The organism is Nocardia colli, from assembly GCF_008704205.1.
Classification (GTDB): Bacteria; Actinomycetota; Actinomycetes; order Mycobacteriales; family Mycobacteriaceae; genus Nocardia; species Nocardia colli.
This window is the reverse complement of the sequence record NZ_VXLC01000003.1, coordinates 1-18,873: the sequence shown is the minus strand read 5'-3', so window position 1 is coordinate 18,873 and position 18,873 is coordinate 1. Positions and strand designations below refer to the sequence as shown.

Annotated in this window: 17 protein-coding genes and 1 pseudogene; 10 read left to right on the top strand and 8 right to left on the bottom strand. The window is 66.0% G+C overall.

Features of this window, described 5'->3' with window-relative positions:
• Positions 1-19: 19 nt before the first annotated feature.
• The gene (locus F3087_RS07110) at positions 20-619 is read left to right on the top strand and encodes an ABC transporter permease (protein WP_150401054.1); all 600 of its coding nucleotides are present in this window, start codon (positions 20-22) and stop codon (positions 617-619) included.
• Positions 620-682: 63 nt separating this feature from the next.
• Here the strand turns inward: F3087_RS07110 and F3087_RS07105 are convergent, their stop codons facing one another.
• Both F3087_RS07105 and F3087_RS07100 read right to left on the bottom strand, forming a co-directional pair.
• The gene (locus F3087_RS07105) at positions 683-1,786 is read right to left on the bottom strand and encodes an MCE family protein (RefSeq protein WP_223884895.1); all 1,104 of its coding nucleotides are present in this window, start codon (positions 1,784-1,786) and stop codon (positions 683-685) included.
• Positions 1,787-2,149: 363 nt separating this feature from the next.
• A complete protein-coding gene (locus F3087_RS07100) occupies positions 2,150-2,593 on the bottom strand; it encodes a pyridoxamine 5'-phosphate oxidase family protein (RefSeq protein ID WP_150401052.1) in 444 nt (147 codons plus the stop codon).
• A 193-nt stretch (positions 2,594-2,786) separates the two neighbouring features.
• On the opposite strand from F3087_RS07100, the gene F3087_RS07095 reads away from it, so the two are divergent.
• The 4 genes from F3087_RS07095 (at position 2,787) to F3087_RS07075 (ending at position 7,221) form a co-directional block, all read left to right on the top strand.
• The gene (locus tag F3087_RS07095; RefSeq protein WP_150401051.1) at positions 2,787-3,170 is read left to right on the top strand and encodes a hypothetical protein; all 384 of its coding nucleotides are present in this window, start codon (positions 2,787-2,789) and stop codon (positions 3,168-3,170) included.
• 95 nt (positions 3,171-3,265) lie between these two features.
• Entirely contained in the window at positions 3,266-4,612 is a 1,347-nt protein-coding gene (locus tag F3087_RS07090; protein WP_150401050.1) for an FAD-binding oxidoreductase, read from the top strand.
• A gap of 41 nt (positions 4,613-4,653) precedes the next feature.
• Positions 4,654-5,886 carry a dipeptidase gene (locus F3087_RS07085; protein ID WP_150401049.1) on the top strand — a complete coding sequence of 411 codons (1,233 nt, stop codon included), beginning with the start codon at positions 4,654-4,656 and terminating at the stop codon, positions 5,884-5,886.
• 348 nt (positions 5,887-6,234) lie between these two features.
• On the top strand, positions 6,235-7,221 hold the full coding sequence (locus tag F3087_RS07075; RefSeq protein WP_223884894.1) for an NADPH:quinone oxidoreductase family protein: 987 nt from the start codon (positions 6,235-6,237) through the stop codon (positions 7,219-7,221).
• 42 nt (positions 7,222-7,263) lie between these two features.
• Here F3087_RS07075 and F3087_RS07070 read toward each other — a convergent pair whose 3' ends face one another.
• Positions 7,264-8,286 (bottom strand): RNA polymerase subunit sigma-70, encoded by a 1,023-nt coding sequence (locus F3087_RS07070; RefSeq protein WP_223884893.1) that lies wholly within the window; start codon positions 8,284-8,286, stop codon positions 7,264-7,266.
• A 213-nt stretch (positions 8,287-8,499) separates the two neighbouring features.
• Between F3087_RS07070 and F3087_RS07065 the strand changes: the two genes are divergently transcribed.
• On the top strand, positions 8,500-9,621 hold the full coding sequence (locus F3087_RS07065; RefSeq protein ID WP_150401046.1) for a glycoside hydrolase family 3 N-terminal domain-containing protein: 1,122 nt from the start codon (positions 8,500-8,502) through the stop codon (positions 9,619-9,621).
• A gap of 583 nt (positions 9,622-10,204) precedes the next feature.
• On the opposite strand, the gene F3087_RS07055 is transcribed toward F3087_RS07065, so the two are convergent.
• The 4 genes and pseudogenes from F3087_RS07055 to F3087_RS07040 all read right to left on the bottom strand — a co-directional run bounded on the left by F3087_RS07055 (position 10,205) and on the right by F3087_RS07040 (position 14,287).
• Entirely contained in the window at positions 10,205-11,305 is a 1,101-nt protein-coding gene (locus tag F3087_RS07055; protein WP_150401045.1) for a sensor histidine kinase, read from the bottom strand.
• On the bottom strand, positions 11,302-11,952 hold the full coding sequence (locus tag F3087_RS07050) for a response regulator (RefSeq protein ID WP_150401044.1): 651 nt from the start codon (positions 11,950-11,952) through the stop codon (positions 11,302-11,304). The genes F3087_RS07055 and F3087_RS07050 overlap by 4 nt, the downstream gene beginning before the upstream one ends.
• Positions 11,953-12,134: 182 nt before the next feature.
• Positions 12,135-12,437: pseudogene (locus F3087_RS07045) on the bottom strand (MerR family transcriptional regulator); the annotation flags it as partial.
• Positions 12,438-12,532: 95 nt separating this feature from the next.
• Positions 12,533-14,287 carry a protein-arginine deiminase domain-containing protein gene (locus F3087_RS07040; protein ID WP_150401042.1) on the bottom strand — a complete coding sequence of 585 codons (1,755 nt, stop codon included), beginning with the start codon at positions 14,285-14,287 and terminating at the stop codon, positions 12,533-12,535.
• A gap of 219 nt (positions 14,288-14,506) precedes the next feature.
• Between F3087_RS07040 and F3087_RS07035 the strand changes: the two genes are divergently transcribed.
• The 4 genes from F3087_RS07035 (at position 14,507) to F3087_RS07020 (ending at position 18,610) form a co-directional block, all read left to right on the top strand.
• Positions 14,507-15,733: an NAD(P)/FAD-dependent oxidoreductase gene (locus tag F3087_RS07035; protein ID WP_150401041.1), complete on the top strand. Its 1,227-nt coding sequence runs from the start codon at positions 14,507-14,509 to the stop codon at positions 15,731-15,733.
• A gap of 42 nt (positions 15,734-15,775) precedes the next feature.
• On the top strand, positions 15,776-16,648 hold the full coding sequence (locus tag F3087_RS07030) for a GNAT family N-acetyltransferase (protein WP_223884892.1): 873 nt from the start codon (positions 15,776-15,778) through the stop codon (positions 16,646-16,648).
• A 107-nt stretch (positions 16,649-16,755) separates the two neighbouring features.
• On the top strand, positions 16,756-17,715 hold the full coding sequence (locus F3087_RS07025; protein WP_150401040.1) for a glycoside hydrolase family 43 protein: 960 nt from the start codon (positions 16,756-16,758) through the stop codon (positions 17,713-17,715).
• 304 nt (positions 17,716-18,019) lie between these two features.
• Positions 18,020-18,610 (top strand): hypothetical protein, encoded by a 591-nt coding sequence (locus F3087_RS07020; RefSeq protein ID WP_191093825.1) that lies wholly within the window; start codon positions 18,020-18,022, stop codon positions 18,608-18,610.
• Positions 18,611-18,614: 4 nt separating this feature from the next.
• Here the strand turns inward: F3087_RS07020 and F3087_RS07015 are convergent.
• Positions 18,615-18,873, bottom strand: a 259-nt coding sequence (locus F3087_RS07015) for an ABC transporter permease (RefSeq protein ID WP_150401038.1), incomplete at its 5' end; no start/stop codon positions are given.

Here is an 18,873-nt window from a genome sequence, read left to right as displayed (position 1 = left end):
TAATCAAAGGAATTCAGCGATGGCCACCATGACCCTCTCCGCTCCTGCCACGTCCGTCATCAATCACTCGGGCAACGTCGACAACCGCGCCACCTATCTCAGCTTCGCCCTCGCGTACGTGTTCGGACACGGTGCCGCGGCCCTCTCCAAGGGTTCCGAGCCGGTGCTCACCCTGCCCGGCTGGCTGCCGATGGCGCTGCTCGGCGCCGGGCTCGCCGCCGGCACCGTGTTCGCGACGCTGGCCGCGCTGCGCGCTCAGCGCGCTGCCGACGGCCCGGATGTGTTGTCCGGCAAGCTGCTCGGAGTTTCCTGGGGCAGCGCGTTCGCCGCCCTGTTCCTCATCATCACCGGCATCACCTCGCTGCTGGACCGGCCCGATCTCCAAGGCGTGCTCTGGCCGGTCGGCTCCGGTCTCATCGTCGGCCTGCTCTATCTCGGCGAAGGCGCCGCGCGCCGCAATGTCCTGCACTACTGCCTCGGCACGTGGCTCGCCCTGGTCTCGACCGGCGCGCTCCTGCTCGGCACCCCCAACCTGTTCTGGGTGCTCACCCTCGGCGGCGGTGGCGGGTACGCCATCGCGACCGTCCTCGAACGTCGCCGGCTCGCCGCCCTGCGCTGAAACATCGCGCCACCCGACCGAACCCGAATGTCCGGAGTCCCAGCGGCTCCGGACATTTCGCCGTCACCGGGGTCCGCCCTGCACTCGGCCCTGCACGATCTGCAACACCTGGATCAGGCTGCCCGCGAAGTTTTGGAGGTCGCGCAGGTCCGGCAATCCGCCGTGCGGGTCGGTCAGTGCGCTGAGGTCGAGGTTGGTCGCGGTGAAGAAGAACGCGTAGCTCTTGCCGCGCACGGCCGCATCGAGTTTGGGGGTGATCGTGTGCAGCCGATCGAAGAGGACTTCGAAATTGTCGCCGGTGGCGGCGAGTGCGCTCATCAACTGGCGGGTGTTGACGAGGAGGGTGCCGAGCTGCTGGCCGGTCGTGTCTGCGTAGTCGCCGAGTGCGGCGGTCGTGTTGGATACCTTGGTCAGCAAATCGCCGATGGCCCGGTTGCTTTCGGCGATGGTGCCGATCATCTGCGGCAGTGTGTCGGCCACCTGGCCGATCTCGCCGCGGCGGGCCTCGATGGTATTCGCCAGTGTGCTGAATTCTTTCAGGACGCCATCGACTTTCGCGCTGTTCGCGTTCAAACTGCCGACCACACCGGTCATTTCGGCGATCAGGCGGGACAGCTCGCCACCGCGACCGCCGACGATCGAATCCAGCTCCGAGGTCAGCTGGCCGAGGCGCACGAGGCCACCACCGTCGAACAACAGCGAGACCGTGATCAGCAGTTGTTCGACCGTCGCACCGGCCGAGGTCCGGTTCAGGCCGATCGTGTCACCGTCGCTGAGCATTCTCGCGCCCGGTTCGGTCCGCGGTCTCGACACCGCGACGAACACATCTTCGAGCGGCGCGGCCTGCCGGAGCTCGGCCGTGCTGCCCTCAGGCAGCTCGATGTCCTTGCGGATGGTCAGGTCGACGACCGCCTGGAAGTTCTTGGTCTTGATACTGGAGACCACGCCGACGTCGGAACCACCGATCTTGACCTTCGCCCGGTTCGGCAGGTTCAGCACGTTCTCGAACACCGCGTGGATCGTGTAAGTCTCGCCGCTGACGCCGGGCATGGGCAGCGGGAGCTGTTCGACCGTGAGACCACATCCGGCCGCAATCGCGACAACGACCGCTGTCGCTACGGCGATGAAAGCCCTTCGTATGTCGAGTGTTTCGGGTTTTGCGATCACCGTCAACTCCCCTCGCCACCGCTCGGACATTACCAGCGGGAGGGCGGCCGACGCGGCAAAATTGACGAGGCAACTGGACCGATGCCCAAGACGGCAAGAGGTGGCCGGCCTCGTCGAACAACGGACTATCAGGATCGACGCGAGTGGCTGCAGGCGCCGATCGGCGGACCCGCGATGCAGTCCGACAACATGCCGATGTGGTTGAGCTACACCGCAGGGCGCGAGTCTCTGCGCGGTCCAATCGCAGAATCCGCCGTTCAGCTGTTACGGCAGGTCCCCGCAGCCCCCTGGTTCCATGCCGACCATCTACCGCGGCGGCAGCGGATAACCGAAACCGCTTGCCGCAGTCGACTTCTCGTCGTCTCAGCCGTTCCCGTACACGCGCTCCGGGACGACGAGAACGACTGCGCGCCGATCCGCAGCCATCACCCGGTCGTACTCGTCCCAGTCGTCGTGCGTCCCACCCGCCGCGGTGAACACCTCCCGCAACAACACCCGCAGCCGTTCGCCGTCGATCCCCGGCACCTCGTCATCAGGCCCCACGATCCACACCGCCCCCTCAACCGCCGCCCAGGCCCACCCGACCCGAGCAACCACCGTCATCCGCGCCCGAACCCGCAGATTCTCCAATTTCCGTGTGCCCCCACGAATCACCATCCCCACCACCCGCTCCCCCGTCTGCGGATGCGCCAGCACCCCCGCATTCACCAGCGAGGACTGAACGGTCCCATCCGCCCTCGAGGTAGACACCACACAAAGGCCATGATCACCATCGATCAGCCGAGCAAAGTCCGCGATATCGGTCACGGATGAAAGTCTACGGACCGAGTCGTCCGGGCCTGCCGGTACAGCGGCACTCAGATGTCCGACTCGTTAGCGGGGTGGGGTACGAGGGCATCGAATAGGGCTCTGACCCGGCGTCCTGGCCCGGTCGTGGCGGAATCGGGGTGGCGCGAGGACACTGGGGGGAAGCGCTGAATTCACCTCCAGGAGCAATGTGATGGCATCCGATAGACCTTTTGGGATCGGTCCGGAAGAATTCGAACGCGCGTTGCGGGAGGCGGGGATCGAAATCCGCGACCTCATCGGAAAGGCCGGCGAGTATGTCGATCGCAGCGGCGTGAATACGCTGGCGTCGCTGTTCGGTCAGTTCGTGCAGCCGGAGCGGCCGCGGACGACGAAACCGGAGGACGAGACCACCGGCGAGACCGGCAGCGGGGTGTGGGTCATCTACAGCATCGTCGACGACGGCGAGGCCAGGATCGAGCAGGTGTTCCCGAGCGAGCTCGAGGCCCTGCGCGCGCATCGCGACAACACCGACGAACGGCGTCGCGTCCGCTTCCTGCCCTACGGTGTCCCCGCGACCGCACTGGACACCCCCTGACCCCGATCGACTGACCTCGATCGCTGGCGAGGGCCGACACACGAGACCTACCATGCGGGCACCGGCTTCGAGCCCAGCCCGGATGGAGGAGCACGATGACCATCTCGTTCGACGGTCCGCCCATCGAGATCGACACTCGCCCCGCGGTTCTCGACCAGTTCACGGTCGATGAGACCGGGCAGGCCGGGCAACGACCGTCCGGAGTCGCCTACCCGGCCGACGCGGACGAGGTTGCCGCGCTGGTCCACTGGGCGCAGGCGACCCGAACCCCGCTCATCTCCCGCGGCGCCGGAACGAGTTTGGAAGGGCATCTGCTCGCCCAGGGCAACGAGCTGATCGTCGACCTGTCTCAGGCGAATTCGATCCTGGATATCTCCCCCGTAGATTTCACCGCCACGGTGCAACCGGGCGTCACCCGCACCCAACTCAACGCCGCGACAGCAGAATTCGGTCTGCAATTCACAGTCGACCCCGGCGCCGACGCTTCGCTTGGCGGAATGGCCGCGACCAATGCCAGCGGCACCACCACCGTCCGCTACGGTGGAATGCACGCGAATGTCCTTGCCCTGCAAGCTGTTCTCCCGGACGCGACCGTCGTGCGGCTCGGCCGCGCAGTCCGCAAATCGTCGAGCGGCTACGACCTCAAGGACCTGCTCATCGGCTCCGCCGGAACACTCGGCATCATCACCGAACTGACCGTCCGCCTGCATCCGATTCCGGAATGGATACGCTCGCTGCGCATCTCGTTCCCCACCGTGTCCGCCGCAGTCGATGCCGCGCTCGACATGATCGGCGCGGCGCTGCCGGTGAGCAGGCTGGAGCTGGTGGACGCCCCGGGCATGATCGCGCTCAACGAGTTTCGTGGCGCGGGCTATGCCGAGTCACCGGCCTTGTTCATCGACATCGAATCGTCGTCGGAACCGGCGGGCGTCGCCGAGGAGCAGGAGATCCGGCGGATCGTGCAGGCCCACAAGGCCATCGATATCTCGGCCGCACGCACCCACACCGAGCGGCACGCGCTCTGGGAAGACCGGCACAACCTCTACTTCGCGCTCAAGGCACGCCACCCAGGCAGCCAATTCATGGTGACCGACACCGCCGTCCCCTACGCACAACTCGCCACCGCGGTCGATACCGCGACTCGGACCGGGGAAGAACTCGGCTTGGACGTCAGCGTCGCCGGGCACATCGGCGACGGCAACGTGCACACCATCGTCCCCTACACCGACCTCAATCACGCTGCGGTGCAAGAGTTCTCCGCCCGCCTGGTCCACCACGCACTAGCCGTCGGCGGAACCGCGACCGGCGAGCACGGGATCGGCCTCGCCAAGAAGAAGTACCTGCGCGAGGAACACGGCGCGGCCGTCGATCTCATGATCGCGATCAAGCGCACCCTGGACCCCCTCGGCCTGTTCAATCCGGGGAAGGTGCTCGACGCGTAAACGCAGTCGACGCCCATGCGTCGCGCGTATAGAACGGAGGCGTGACTTCTCCTCATCTCGATCGAGCACACGCCATCCTCCGCGACACCCCGGTGGTGGACGGCCACAACGATCTTCCTTGGGCCATGCGCACCGAGGCCGGTTACGATCTCGACGCCATCGACCTGGCGGCCGATCAGACCGGACGACTGCATACCGATCTCGACCGGCTCCGCGCCGGTGGTGTCGGCGCGCAGTTCTGGTCGGTGTACGTACCCAGCAGCTTGACCGGGGACTCCGCCGTCAGCGCCACCCTCGAACAGATCGACTTCGTCCGGGCGCTGATCGACCGGTTCCCCGATCGGCTGCAATCGGCCGCCACCGCCGACGACATGGAGGCCGCCCGCGCCGCGGGCCGGATCGCGTCGTTGATCGGCGCCGAGGGCGGGCACAGCATCAACAGCTCGCTCGCGACGCTGCGCACGCTGCATCAACTGGGCGTGCGGTACATGACCCTCACGCACAACGACAATGTGCCGTGGGCGGATTCGGCCACCGACGAGCCGAAGGCCGGTGGGCTGACCGCCTTCGGCGAAGAGGTGGTGCGGGAGATGAACCGCGTCGGCATGCTGGTCGACCTCTCCCACGTCGCGCCCGACACCATGCGGGCGGCGATCGCGGTTTCCGAAGCGCCCGTGATCTTCTCGCACTCCTGCGCCCGCGCGATCTGCGACCACCCGCGCAATATCCCCGACGATGTCCTGGCGACGCTGCCCGCCAACGGCGGCGTGGCGATGACCGCGTTCGTCGCGTATTTCCTGGCACCCGCCGCCAAGGACTGGGCGGCGGCGGCCGACGAATACGTGCTGACCCAAGGGTTCCACCGGATGGACTGGTCGCCGGAGGCGATGGAATGCCGCCGGACGTTCGAGGCCACTCACCCACGCCCGCAGGTGACGTCGGCGGCGGTGGCCGATCATCTCGAGCACGTGCGCGACATCGTCGGCGTCGACCATATCGGTCTCGGCGGCGACTTCGACGGTACCGACTACCTGCCTGCGGATCTGGGCGACGTCTCCGGGTACCCGGGTCTGATCGCCGAACTCCTCGGGCGCGGCTGGTCCGAATCCGACATCGGAAAATTGACCTGGCACAACGCTGTTCGCGTCCTTCGCGACGCGGAAGATGTCGCGAAAGACCTGCAACGCGAGCGTAAACCGTCCATCGTCACGATCGACCAGCTCGACGGCGCCGCGGTGCGTCGTACCGAGTCTGCCGGCCAGGCGGATACATAATCCAAAGGAAGGTGTCGCCATGAAATGGCAAACCTAGCCGCCCCATCCCGGAGAGTCCGGGGATCGGGCGGCGGGTTCCGAGAGGAACGAGATGTCCCGTACAGACCGGACGAAGCCGTTGTGGGTGCGCTTCGCGGAGCACAACCCCCGACCCGTCCATGGTCATCGTTACGGCACTTCGCAACCGCAAGGACCGCTACGCGGCTCGGCTTGCGGCTCGCCGGTTTGCCGTCGAAGCGGATCTCGATCAACGCCTTTGACGATTCCTTTCGGTGACGACGGAGGTCTACATGGTGAGGGGCCCGGCCCGGGCTCGATCCCACTCACCGAGTAGAAGGGCTGATTGCCTTGCGCCTCCCCGTCACCATGCGCGCACTTCAGCAGACGTCACTGAACGGCCCGCAGGACATGCGACTGATCACCGACGCACCGGTACCGGTCCCCGGCCGGAACGACATCCTGATTCGGGTCACCGCGGCCGGCGTGAACTTCCGCGATATCTCGCAGACGCACGGCGCCACTTCCGACAACCCGCAGCCGCCGTACGTACCCGGTTTCGAGGCGGCGGGTGAGATCGTCGCCGTGGGCGAGGCGGTGACCGATCTGAGCATCGGGACGTGCGTAGTCGGAGTCGGCTCAGGCGCTTTCGCCGAATACATGGTGCTGCCCGCAGCGGCGCCGGTGCCCGCCGGCCGGACCGCCGAGCAATCGCTGGGCCTGATCGTGAACTGGCCGACGGCATTGGCCGCGCTCAAACCCCTCGGCGACGTCGCCGCCGGGCAGACCGTGCTGATCCATGCCGCGGCCGGTGCGACCGGGCAGGCCGCGGTGCGGCTGGCCAAGCACTACGGCGCGACGGTCATCGCCGCCGCCTCGCCGGGCAAACACGACACAGTGCGGGCACTGGGCGCCGACCATGTGCTCAACTCCCGCGGTGCGGACCTCGCTGCCGAGGTACTGGAGTTGACCGACGGCGCGGGCGTCGATGTGGTGCTGGAGTCGGTGGGCGGAGCGACTTTCGATACGAGTCTTGCTGTGGCCAAACGTGTTACCGGCCGGGTCATCGTCTCAGGGTTGGCAGAAAGCGAGGCCTCGGTCACCAATTGGGACCTGGTGTACAGACACCAGATCCACCTCATCGGCCTCAATGTCGGCATACTCGTCCAGCGCACACCGCAGCTCTTCGGTGAACTCATGGGCGAGCTGTTCGAGCTCATCGCCGCGGGCGTGCTCACCCCCGGACAACCCACCACATACGCACTGGCCGACGGCCCGAAGGCGCTCGCGGAACTCGAAAACAGAGCGACCGTAGGCAAACTCGCCTTGCTGCCCTGAGCGTGCTGGTGCCTGCCCACACACGGCAGGCACCAGCCCAGGTCAGTCCGTGAGCACGTCCGGGAAGCCGAACGTCGTTGTGACCAAAGCGGAATGGTGAAACGCGACCACCCGCGACACCCCGCCGGAGGTCGCTTCCAGCACAACGGCACCGTATGCCCGCAGCACGCCATCCACATCCCGGTGATAGACCACTGCGGCAGGCTGCCCGTTCGCGGTGGTCGCGAACATCCGCCAGTCACCGGGCGCCCCCAGCACGTAGTTGCCGAGCATGCGGATACACATCGTCCGCCCCGCCGACCAATCGCGGAACGGTGTCGCCTCGAGCGTGGCATCCGTGCGCAACACCTGTTCCAACAGCTTCGCATCGGACTGCTCGAACGCCGCGATGTACCCATCCAGCAGCGCACGTGCCCGCCGATCGGCCGGTTCGAGCAATTCCGCCGGCTTCGGATCGAGTTCATCGAGCCGTGCCCGAGCCCGCTGCAAACCGCTTTTGACCGCCGCGGTGGTGGTACCGAGAATCGCCGCGGTCTCGGCCGCCGAGAACGCCAGCACCTCCCGCAGGAGGAGGATCGCGCGTTGCCGCGCAGGCAGATGCTGAAGGCTCGCGATCAGCGCCAACCGCAGCGACTCACGAGCGACCACAACCTCGGCCGGATCGTCCCCGGCCGGAATGACCCACTCGTCAGGTAATGGTTCAAACCACGAAACATCCGCCGACGCAACCAGACTCGGCGCTCGATCAGGGCCCTCATACGCACCCGACAGACCCGACGGCAACACCCGAACCTGCCGCCGCCGCAACGCCGTCAAACAAACGTTGGTGGCGATCCGATAAAGCCAGGCCCGAACCGACGCCCGCCCCTCGAACCCGGCATACGACCGCCACGCCCGAAGGTAGGTCTCCTGCACCAGATCCTCGGCGTCCTGCGCCGACCCGACCATCCGATAACAGTGCGCCAGCAACTCCCGCCGAAACCCCGCGGTCTCGGCAGCGAACTGCTCCCGCTCCGGCATCATGCGCCGAGCCTGAGCCGAAGTAACTGCGTTCTCGCCATACACGCTCCTCTGCACCGGCCCCGCTGGTCGGACCCGTCATCCGTTACGACCAGCACGCGATGAGAAAGGAATCGAACCCCAGTTCAGACCCTATATCGGAGGACTACGGCAGTGCGACGCACACGAACATATTTGGCGGCAAAGGACGTGAAGTCGGCACGGCGGGCCGACGGGTGAGGGATCATTGGGGGAGTCGGGTGAACAGGGAGTTCCGTTATGGCGCAACCGATTAGCTGGGGCAGGAGTCGTTTTCGGGGGCTCTTCGCGGCCGTCTTGGCGTTGCTGTTGGTGTCCGCGGGGTTCGTGGGGGCAACGGCCGGGGCGGATCCCGGGTTGACTCCGCAGCAGCTGGCCGGGCAGCGGGTGATCTACTCGTATCCGGGGCTGGTTCCGCCGGAGTCGCTGTTCGAGGACATTCGGGGCGGACGGGCGGCCGGGGTGATCTTCTTCGGGGAGAACATTTCGAGTACCGACCAGATCGCCGGGGTGGTTGCTCGGTTGCGGCAGGCCCAAGCGCAGAGTCCTATCTCGGCGCCGTTGTTGTTGATGACGGATCAGGAGGGCGGGCTGGTGCGGCGGCTGCCTGGTGAGCCGGTGCTGTCGGCGAAGCAGGTCGGTCAGTCCGCGAATTCGCTGGGAGCCGCGGTCAGCACGGGGTTCGGGGCGGGGAACAATCTGCGTGGCGTGGGGATGAACGTGAATCTCGCGCCGGTGCTGGATGTCTACGACACGCCCGGCAACTTCATCGACCGTTATCAGCGCTCCTACAGTGACAATCCGCTGGTTGTCGCCGCGCTCGGCTCGGCGTTCATCGCGGCCCAACAGTCGACGGGTATTGCCGCGACGGCCAAGCACTTTCCGGGCCTCGGCTCCGCTCCGGCCGGAGAAAACACCGATCTCGGCCCCGTGACGCTTCCAGTGAGCCGGTCCACGCTGTGGTCGCGCGACGAGGTCCCGTACTCCGTGGCCGTGGTCGCGGGAGTGAAACTGGTGATGATGTCCTGGGCCACCTATCCCGCCCTCGACGCGGACCGCCCGGCGGGACTCTCCCCCACCATCATCAACCAGGAACTGCGCGGCCACAACGGCTTTCGCGGTGTGACCATCACCGATGCGCTGGAGGCCGGCGCGCTGAGCGCCTTCGGCGACACCGGCCAACGCGCGGTAACCGCCGCTGCCGCCGGGATGGATCTGATCCTGTGCTCGGCCCGCGACCTCGACCAAGGACGCGACGCCACAACAGCTTTGGCCGATGCCTACACCAACGGCGGGCTCGATCCCGCGGCGTTCCGCGCGGCCGTCGGCCGCGTCGATGCCCTGCGCACCGGGCTGCGGTGAAGGAACGCGAGACCGGTTGGTGTATTCGGGGCGCGGTCCACCGCGGCTGACGTCGACCGCTGTGCGCGCGGCGGCAAACGCGATAGCAGTCCGTGCCGGACATCGTGAAACAAGTTCAGGAGGTGCCGCATGGCGGCGACATTCGAAGCGATCCAAGCCGACTTCTTTCGATTCACCCAGGAGATCGTCTGGTGCACAATCACTTCGGTGAGCGGCGACGGCCGTCCGAGATCCCGGATCCTGCATCCGCTGTGGGAGATGCGCGACGGCCGCCCGGTCGGTTGTACTCGACGGGGCCGGATTCCCCACGAACTTCACGCCACGGGTTGCTGTCCTCGGACCACCTCGCTGACGGTATCCGCGCCAGCCGAGTGGCGGGTGGATTCAGCTGATCGGGGGGATCCGCCTGCGCGGCTGCACGACTAGCGTCGAAGGGGTGATCGTTTGAGCCACCGGCCACGGGATCCGAGAGTCCGTCGTCTTCGCTCGGTCGCGCGCCGCCGGTTCGATCACCAGGCGGCCTGCCGGTCCGCACCGGGGCTCTCCCCTGTTCCCTGGTTCAGGACCGGCAGGCCATTTGTGCTCAGGTTCGGGGCAATTGGAGACGCACGGTCCAACCGCCGTCCGGAAGTGCCTGTGCCGTAACCGTTCCGCCCAGCAGCTGCGCGCGTTGACGTAGACCGGCGATGCCGGAACCCGCACTGGGCAGTTCCACCGGCGGCTCCTCGGACCTGGTGTTCGTAATCGACACTGTCACAGCACGATCGGTGTACGCGGAGGCGATGGTCACCGCCGCGCCGGGCGCGTGCTTGTGCACATTGGTCAGCGCCTCCTGAACCGTCCGATAGATGGCGCGTTCGCCGGCCGGCGTCAGGTTCTCCGGCCACTGGCCGATCAGTTCGACCGGTAGGGCGCTATTGGCCAGGAGCGCCGGAAGATGGTCGATGGACGGTTGCGGGCCGATCTCGCCCGCCGCGGCCGGGGCGCGCAGGACCTTCACCATGTGCCGCAGCTCGTCGAGGGTTTTGACGCTGAGTTTGCGAATGACATCCGCGGCCGAGCGAGCATCGCGATCAGTGCTCACCATCTGCAGGGCTCCGGCCTGCACCGCGATGAGACTGACCTGGTGGGAGACCACATCGTGCATCTCCCTGGCCAATTCGGCGCGTTCGCGATCCCGCGCGGCCGCCACTTGCAGCTCGCGTTCGTGGGCGTAGACGCGGTCGATCTCGTCCATCTGCCGGGCCAGCCGCTGTCGCGTCGCCACCAGCCACCCCAGCGCGGCCGGTCCCGCGCCGACCAGCGTGGCGAAAACTATTTGGTGGAGCAGGAATTCGAGATCGGTCAACCGGAAATCGCCATCGGGCGAGGTATACAGGCAGGACGCCCCGAGCAGGACGGCGAACACCGCGACGATCCACCGCGGCGTCGAACTACGCGCCACCGAATACATCGCCGCCATCGGCGCCAGCAGCGCCCCGACCAGCATCGTCGCCGGCAACGTGCATGCGAACGCGACGATCGGCGCGCACCGGCGCAGGAGCAACCCCGCCGCGGCGAGCAGCGCGACGCCGATCTCCCACATGGCAAGGGGCACATCGCGATTGCACCAGACGTCGAAGGCCCCGATCGCGGCCAGAACCAGGTCGACGGCGACCGGCCAGCCCGGTTTGCGTCCGCTCACGGTAGGTCGGCGCGGAGGATGCCGGCCCGCTCGGCGATCAGCGCGGCCTGCACCCGGGTGCTGATGTTCAGCTTGGCGAAAATCGCACTGACGGAGTCTTTTACGGTCCCCATGCTCAGATGCAGACGCACGCCGATGTCCGCGTTGGACAAGCCGTCCGCGATGAGCACGACGATGTCCCGCTCCCGATTCGTCAGCCGCCGCACCAGTTCGGGCGCCCCGGTGTCGACCGTGTCGAGATAGCTTTCGACCACCGCCTTGGTGACCTTCGGCGACAGCACCACCGCGCCGCCCGCCAACGCCCGGACCATCGCGCCGAGATGCTGCGGCTCAGTGTCCTTGAGGATGAAACCGGAAGCGCCCCTGCGCAATGCGTCGGCGATGTACTCGTCCGCGGCGAAGGTCGTCAGCATGGCCACGATCGGCGGCTGCGGCGCTTCGAGCAGCTTCGACAGGATGTGCAGGCCGTCGACGTTCGGCATCCGGATATCGAGCAGCACGACCTGCGGATCCGCCGCCCGGATCGCGCCGACCGCGCCCATTCCATCGCTGGTGACGACGACCTCGATATCGTCGGCGGCGCCGAGGATCAGCGTGAAACCCGATCGCACGAGCGCCTCGTCGTCCACTATTGCCACGCGAATCATGAACACACTTTCATCAACGAAATGTCCGCCAAGGGTGCCTCGGCAATAGCCGGCTGGATAGCGCGGATCACCGATAGCGGCCGTCCGGCGCGGATGTTCCAGCCGGTTGGCGGGGATCGTCATCCGATCGGCTGGAGGCCGGCCGGTGCCGGTCTCGCGGGGATGTCGACCGGGTGCAGGGTCTGGGCCAGTTCGGCGCGCATCCGTTGCAGCCGTTCGATGGCCGCGGCGAGGTCGGCGTCCAAGGCGCGCACGGATTGCTCGGACGGTCCGGTCTCGCCCATCCTGGCGATCTGGGCCAACGAGAAGCCCAGATCGGCAAGGTGTTTGACCCGCAGCAGGCGGGCCAGATGGGTCTCGTCGTAACTCTTGTAGCCGTTGGGCATTCGTTCGGGTTCGGCCAGCAGGCCGACGTCGTGATAGTGCCGCACGGTCCGGATGCTGGTGCCGGCGAGTTCGGCGAGCTGGCGAGTGCTCCAAGCCACGTTATCCACTCCTCGGTCCTCGAATGCGTTGCCACCAGCCTCGCCATGGAGCTGAGCGGTCGCATCGGTAGTTTTCGCCTATACCCGCCCGGTGTTCACCGGGCGATCGGCAGAATTCCGGTCTGCCGGAGCACATTTGTGCCGCAATGTATTTCGCCGCCCGCCACGTGCAGCGTCTCCCAGTCGTCGACATAGTGCACCGAGACTCCGGCGGACCGGTAGGCGTCGGTGACCGCGGCCTCGAACACGTCGCGCCCGTTGACGACCGGGCCCCATTGCCGCGGCGCGATGTAGTTCGACGCGTTGATCAGGACTCCGTTGATGGCACCCGGGTAGAAGCTGACCAGTGCGTCCGGTTCGTCGTCGATGCCGGCCGACAGCTCGTAGAGACCTGGAATGCGTACGAAGTCTTCGGGTTTCGTACCGGTCTCCTGGAACACGCGCTCGACGTTCTCGTCGATTTTGCGGGCCGCGAATTCGTTGTCGGCGACGAAGCGCTGGTCCGCCAGGACGTTGTCGATGGTCCGGTCGGGTGCGCCCGGTTTGGAGAACGCCGGTTCGGCGCCGTGACCGGCTCGTTGCTGTTCGCGCAGTAATTCGAGCCCGCGCCGCGGATCGGAGACCGCGGGCCGCCACCCTCGACCGGACGGAGTCGGCAGGAACTGGATGAACTCGTCGACGTGGCCGACCACCAGCCAGGTGGTGTCCAGGGTCAGCGGCGGCTGAATCTGCTGGGCGGCAAAGAATTTCTGTAGCTCCGGGCTGCCGACGGTGGCATCGTTCCGGTTGCCGGTGCCGATGATCACGCGGCCCTGCGGAAACTCGTTTCCGTTGTGCGTGTACGGCGGGATCGTCTCGACATTGCCGAACGAGTCCACGTGGCGATCACCGGCGCCGCCGAGCTGGATCGCGCCCATACCGGGTCCTCTGAGGTCGAAGACGGACCGGCCGCCTTCCCGCTCCGGTTGCGGCGAGCGGATCGCGACGCGCAGCGAAATGGTCTTTCCGCCCGCGCCGGGCATCGAGACGTAGCCGAATTCGACGAAATCCTGTGCCCAGGTGTCGGTGGTATTCATGGTGATCAGCGGTGCGGTCACGCCGCTGGCCTGCGCGGCGGCGGTCAAATCACCGACGAATCGGTCATACGCCGGGTCGTCGGCGCTCGACGGGATCACCAGCGCCTCGGCGTTCTGGTTGTGGCTGTGCAGGAGGAGCGGAGCTACTCGCAGGGCGATATCGTCGGTGACCGTTCGGCCGCCGGTTCGGACGGTGAAACGAACGGTGACGGAGCCATCCCACACGGCCCGGTCACGCACGACATCTCGGGAGTCGATGCCCAGGGTGGCACCGTCACGTAATTCGGCGTCGGTCAGATTCTCATCGGGCCGCAACCTGATCCAGGAATCTTGCCGCTTGACGAAGATGCGGATCTTGTCGGCGCCGACGCCCATCGGTTCCACCCGCCCGGTCATTCCGGCGACGCCGCGCCCGACCGGCATGGTCATCATGGGCGCCAGGTAGTCCGGTGCGCGCGCGACGTCATCGGCCGCGTCGTGACATCCGGCGAGTTCGGCGTCGGACACCGGGCTTCGGCTCGTCGGGCAGCGGCGCGCCACATCCCCGATGTTCGGCAGCACGATCGCGCCGTATTCGGCTGTCCATTTGCCTTTTTCGATGCCGTCGCCGACATCCTTTCCGTCGACGATGCCGTCTCGATTCGTATCGGCCCGGATATCCGCGACGAGTCGCTCCTCGGTCGTTGCCGAACAGGCGGTCAGGACCAAAGCGGCGGCGCCGACGACTAACCAGATCTTACGATATGCCAGGTCAAATATCGTTTCCTGATTCACCAGGTCGACGCTACCCACGGGCGAGACGCATTACGCCCCGCCGAATGGCTGAAACAGAGGGGCCGACAAGCCTTTCGAGCACCGCCGATCGGCTACCGCCGCAGCCCGGCCGCTCGGCGGAATTATTCGTCCGAATGGCCGGTTCCCTTGCGCGGCAACGCATTCTATGGTTCGAAACGGGTCAGAATTGCTGACGGGCGATAAAGGAGTCATTTTCTCATGTACGACGTCATCGTCGTCGGTGCGCGCTGCGCCGGCTCGCCATTGGCCATGCTGCTGGCCCGCCAGGGGCATCGGGTGCTCGTGGTCGACCGGAACAGCTTTCCGAGCGATACGGTTTCCACGCATTACATCCTTCAGCTGGGCATCGCGCGGCTGCGCGATTGGGGGCTGCTGGACAAGCTGGCTGCGTCGGGCGCCACTCCGATACGCCGCCTGAATTTCTCGTCCACGCTCTCCGGATTCGCCGAGATCGATGGCGTCATCGCGACCTACGCCCCGCGCCGGACCGTGCTCGACGCGCTGCTGGTCGACGCCGCGCGGGCGGCCGGCGCCGACGTGCTGGAGAAGTTCACCGTCACCGATCTGGTGTGGCGGGAGGGGCGGGTCGCCGGGGTGCGGGGTAGTTCCGCGGGCGGGCGCGAGCAGGAATTCCGCGCCGATTTCGTCGTGGGGGCGGACGGACGCAATTCCACTGTCGGCAATCTGGTGGATGCCGAGTATCACCACGTGGTGCCGCCGTCCGGGTTCTTCGCCTACAACTACTACGACGGGCTCGACTGGGGTTGGCAGATCCGGGCCAGCAGCGATCGGCAGTGGTTCGGCGCCTGGCCGACCAACGACAACCAGCATGTGGTCGCCGTGATGCGCAGGCTGGATCGGTTCGCGGACTTCCGTGCGGATGTCGAGGGCAACTTTCACCAGGTGTTCGATCAGATCGCGCCGGATTTCGGTGCCCGACTCCGTGATTGCGGCAGCCGCGCCGAACGATTCCGGGTCATGCGCTATTCGGAGAACTATTACCGCCGTTCCGCGGGCCCCGGCTGGGCGCTGGTCGGCGATGCCGGCTACCACAAGGACCCGTACACCGGGGCGGGCATCTCCGACGCGCTGGTCTACGCCGAATTGCTCGCAGATCACCTGCACGCGGGCCTGTCCGGTGCGCAACCCATCGACGAGGCGGTGCGCGACTACGAACGGCTGCGCGACAAGCGTTCCGCCCCGTACTACGAATTCACCCACACCCTCGCCGAACTGGCGCTTCCGCCGCTGTACCGAGCCGCGTTCGGCGCCGCCGCCGGCAGCGAACTCGGACGGGCGCAATACTTCACGCTGATCGGCGGCGGACTCGACGCCACCGAATTCTTCGGCCGCGACAACCTGCAAGTTCTCTACGACGCCGCAGGCACGCCAGCCGCCCAACGGGAGTTCCCCAACCGATCCTGAAAATCATTTCCCCTCCACCGGCGTAGTTCGTACCGTGAGCGGATGGATTGTGTAGAGGTCAGGCCGATGCACGCGGGCGACTTGCCCGGTGCGGAACGCACCTCCGCTGCGGTCTTTCTCGACAGTGATCGACGTGATCGGCGGGTCGGTGAACCCGAACCCGAGCCTCGATCGGAACTCGCCGCCGAGCGCTGGATCGATCGCATGCGCTACTTCCTCGGGGTCGACCCGCAAGGTTGCTGGGTTGCGGCCGACGGTGCGCAGATCGTCGGATTCGCGGTCGCGCAGAATCGAGATCGCCTGTGGTACTTGGCAACCTACGGGGTGTTGTCGAGCCGCCAAGGGCAGGGCATCGGGAAACGGTTACTCGACGCGGTTTTGACTCACGCCGATGGTCGTCAAGGAATGTTCTCCTCGTCCGTGCATCCCGGCGCCACTCGACGCTACCGACTGGCCGGGTTCTCGCTGCATCCGCAGATGCGCATGATCGGCACGGTCGATCGCACCGAACTTGCGGCGGTGACCGGACTGTCCGAGGGGTCGGCTGACGATTTCGAGTGGATGGACCGGCTGGACCAGCGGCTCCGCGGGGGCGGTCACGGGGCTGATCACCAGTATCTGCTGGCCGGTCATCGCCTGGTCGTGTCCCGGGCCGCGCCGGGCTACGTTTACCTCGATGGCCGAGGACGGCCGATTCTGCTTGCCGCCGCTGATCAGCGGACCGCGGAAAACCTGCTGTGGGAGGCGCTCGCCGCCGCGGACGCCGACACGCTCGTCAACTGCATCACCACCGCGAACGAGTGGGCGATCGACGTCGGATTGGCCGCCGGACTCCGGATCGGCCAGGAAGGCTATATCGCTGTGCGTGGGATGCCGACTCCAGCGCCCTACCTGGCCAGCGGGCAATTCCTGTGAATCACAGCGCCATGATCCAGCGGTTTCCGGGTGGTCGGCGCCGAGGGATGGCCTAGAGTTCTGGGCGAGCGCACGTTACGAGATCCGCGACGATGGGGTGACGTTCGATGGTCGAGCATCCACACAGTGCGGGAACCGGCGGGACGTTTCGCAATGCGTTGAATCCGGCGGCCGATCCGTTCCTGACCTATTACGCAGGGAACTACTACCTTTCGACCAGCCAGAACACCGCCTTGCGGATCTGGAAGGCATCTTCGCTTGCCGATCTGGCTGCCGCACAACCGAATACGGTCTGGTGCGACCCGGATCCCACCCGCAATCAGGACATGTGGGCGCCGTCTTTCCGTCTGCTCGACCGACATTGGTACTTCTACTACAGCGCCGGCGACGGCAGCCGCGACGGTCACCGCCTCTACGTCTTGCAGTCCGAGGGTTCAGATCCGTTGGGCCCGTACACCTTCGCGGGGCAGCTCGGCGCTCCGGAAGTATGGTCGATCGATCCGGAACTGCTCCAGCTCGGCGATCAGCTCTACCTGCTGTGGAGCGGCCCGAACAACCTCCTGCACATCGCCCCGATGAGCGACCCCGTCACCGTGTCCGGCCGAGCCGTGTATCTGCCGTCCGCGGGCGGATGCGACGAGGTCCGCGAAGCCCCGACAACAATCCAACGCAACGGCACCACCTATCTGGTCTACTCCACCTGCGACACCGGCAAACCGGACTACCAGCTATGGATGCATTCCCTCCCACCCGGCGCCGACCCCCTCGTCCCCGCCAACTGGCGCCAACACCCAACCGCACTCTTCACCCGCAACGACCCGGCCGGCGTCTTCGGCCCCGGCTCCAACGGCTTCTTCCAAAGCCCCGACGGCACCGAGGACTGGATCGTCTACCACGCCAAAGACACCAGCGAATACACCTACGACCGCCGAACCACCCGAGCCCAAAAATTCACCTGGACCCCCGACAACACCCCAGCCCTCGGCCTCCCCCTCTCCCTCGACACCGACATCCCACTCCCCTCCGGCGATCCCGCAACGTCGAATACCGCCGACGATCGGGTATGAGCGGCGAACCGGGCTCCAAGCCGATGCGACGTAAATAGATTGTGGCGCCGCCCAACAGGACGGCAGGCGATGGCAACTCGACCACATGCCTACATCGGCCTTGCAGGCGCGATGAGCAGAACGGTAGGGTCTGTCCGGCAGCAGCCGGATTGCTGATGCACCATGGCTGATCGTGTGGGGACTGATCAGGGGGAAAAGTGGCCACTGACTTGATCGGAATCGACCTGTTCGCAATGACTCTCGACGAAGGCTGCGATTCCAATGATTTCAACATCACATCCCCCGGCGCCGCGTGGCAGGCGACATGAATGTGCGGAGCCTGCTGGGCATTTCGGCGATCATTGTCCTGGTTTCTGGTTGTGGACTATTTCCGCGTCCACAACCCGAGAAGTATGAGTATCCGGACAACAATCACACTATCCAGGCATTGTGCGATTCTACGAGACAGTTTTTCGCAATCCAATCCGGTACCGATGATCTGAAGACCAGCGTTGGCGTCGGCGGAAAAGCGCTGACCGACAAGATCGGTAGCGGTAACGGGTGTACCTACGAGAAGAACGACGGATCCACATCGCCTTCTTCGCTCGGATATGTGTCCTTGTTCGGGGTCGCATTCGAGGGTAGTACCTTGATCGGGCCGCCGTCTCCTACAACGAATTACCCGACCAAGGTTCTCACCACGGACGGTGTGCCGGTCAAAGCGGCTACCGAGCCGCTCCCCAAGGGAGGCGATCCTGCCAGCACACGGCTTGACGTCGAACTCGTTGCCACGATCGACGGCTGGAAGGGCGAGCTCCACTTCAGGGCAACTGAAGACCAAACATCGCGGGATGATCGTCTCGTACAGACAGGTGCGCAGGCACTGGTAAACATGATCCGTGCGCTGAAGGCCTGATGTGTCAGGAGATTTTGCGGCGGTAGGTGAGCATGGCGAAGAAGTAGGCGACGGCGAGGATACCGAGGCACCAGGCTAGGGCGATCCAGATGTCGCCGCCTACTGGTTGTTGGGAGAAGAGGTTGCGGACGGCGTTGACGATGTAGGTGACCGGCTGGTTTTCGGCGAACGCGCGTACGGGGGCGGGCATGGAGCCGGTGGGGACGAAGGCCGAGCTGATGAATGGCAGGAAGATCAGGGGGTAGGAGAAGGCGCTGGCGCCG

Excerpts from the sequence above, each read along its gene's own strand:
- F3087_RS07110 (WP_150401054.1), top strand. The coding sequence starts at position 20 with ATGGCCACCATGACCCTCTCCGCTCCTGCCACGTCCGTCATCAATCAC.
- F3087_RS07095 (WP_150401051.1), top strand. The coding sequence starts at position 2,787 with ATGGCATCCGATAGACCTTTTGGGATCGGTCCGGAAGAATTCGAACGC.
- F3087_RS07090 (WP_150401050.1), top strand. The coding sequence starts at position 3,266 with ATGACCATCTCGTTCGACGGTCCGCCCATCGAGATCGACACTCGCCCC.
- F3087_RS07065 (WP_150401046.1), top strand. The coding sequence starts at position 8,500 with ATGGCGCAACCGATTAGCTGGGGCAGGAGTCGTTTTCGGGGGCTCTTC.
- F3087_RS07050 (WP_150401044.1), bottom strand. The coding sequence starts at position 11,952 with ATGATTCGCGTGGCAATAGTGGACGACGAGGCGCTCGTGCGATCGGGT.
- F3087_RS07035 (WP_150401041.1), top strand. The coding sequence starts at position 14,507 with ATGTACGACGTCATCGTCGTCGGTGCGCGCTGCGCCGGCTCGCCATTG.
- F3087_RS07030 (WP_223884892.1), top strand. The coding sequence starts at position 15,776 with ATGGATTGTGTAGAGGTCAGGCCGATGCACGCGGGCGACTTGCCCGGT.
- F3087_RS07025 (WP_150401040.1), top strand. The coding sequence starts at position 16,756 with ATGGTCGAGCATCCACACAGTGCGGGAACCGGCGGGACGTTTCGCAAT.
- F3087_RS07020 (WP_191093825.1), top strand. The coding sequence starts at position 18,020 with ATGAATGTGCGGAGCCTGCTGGGCATTTCGGCGATCATTGTCCTGGTT.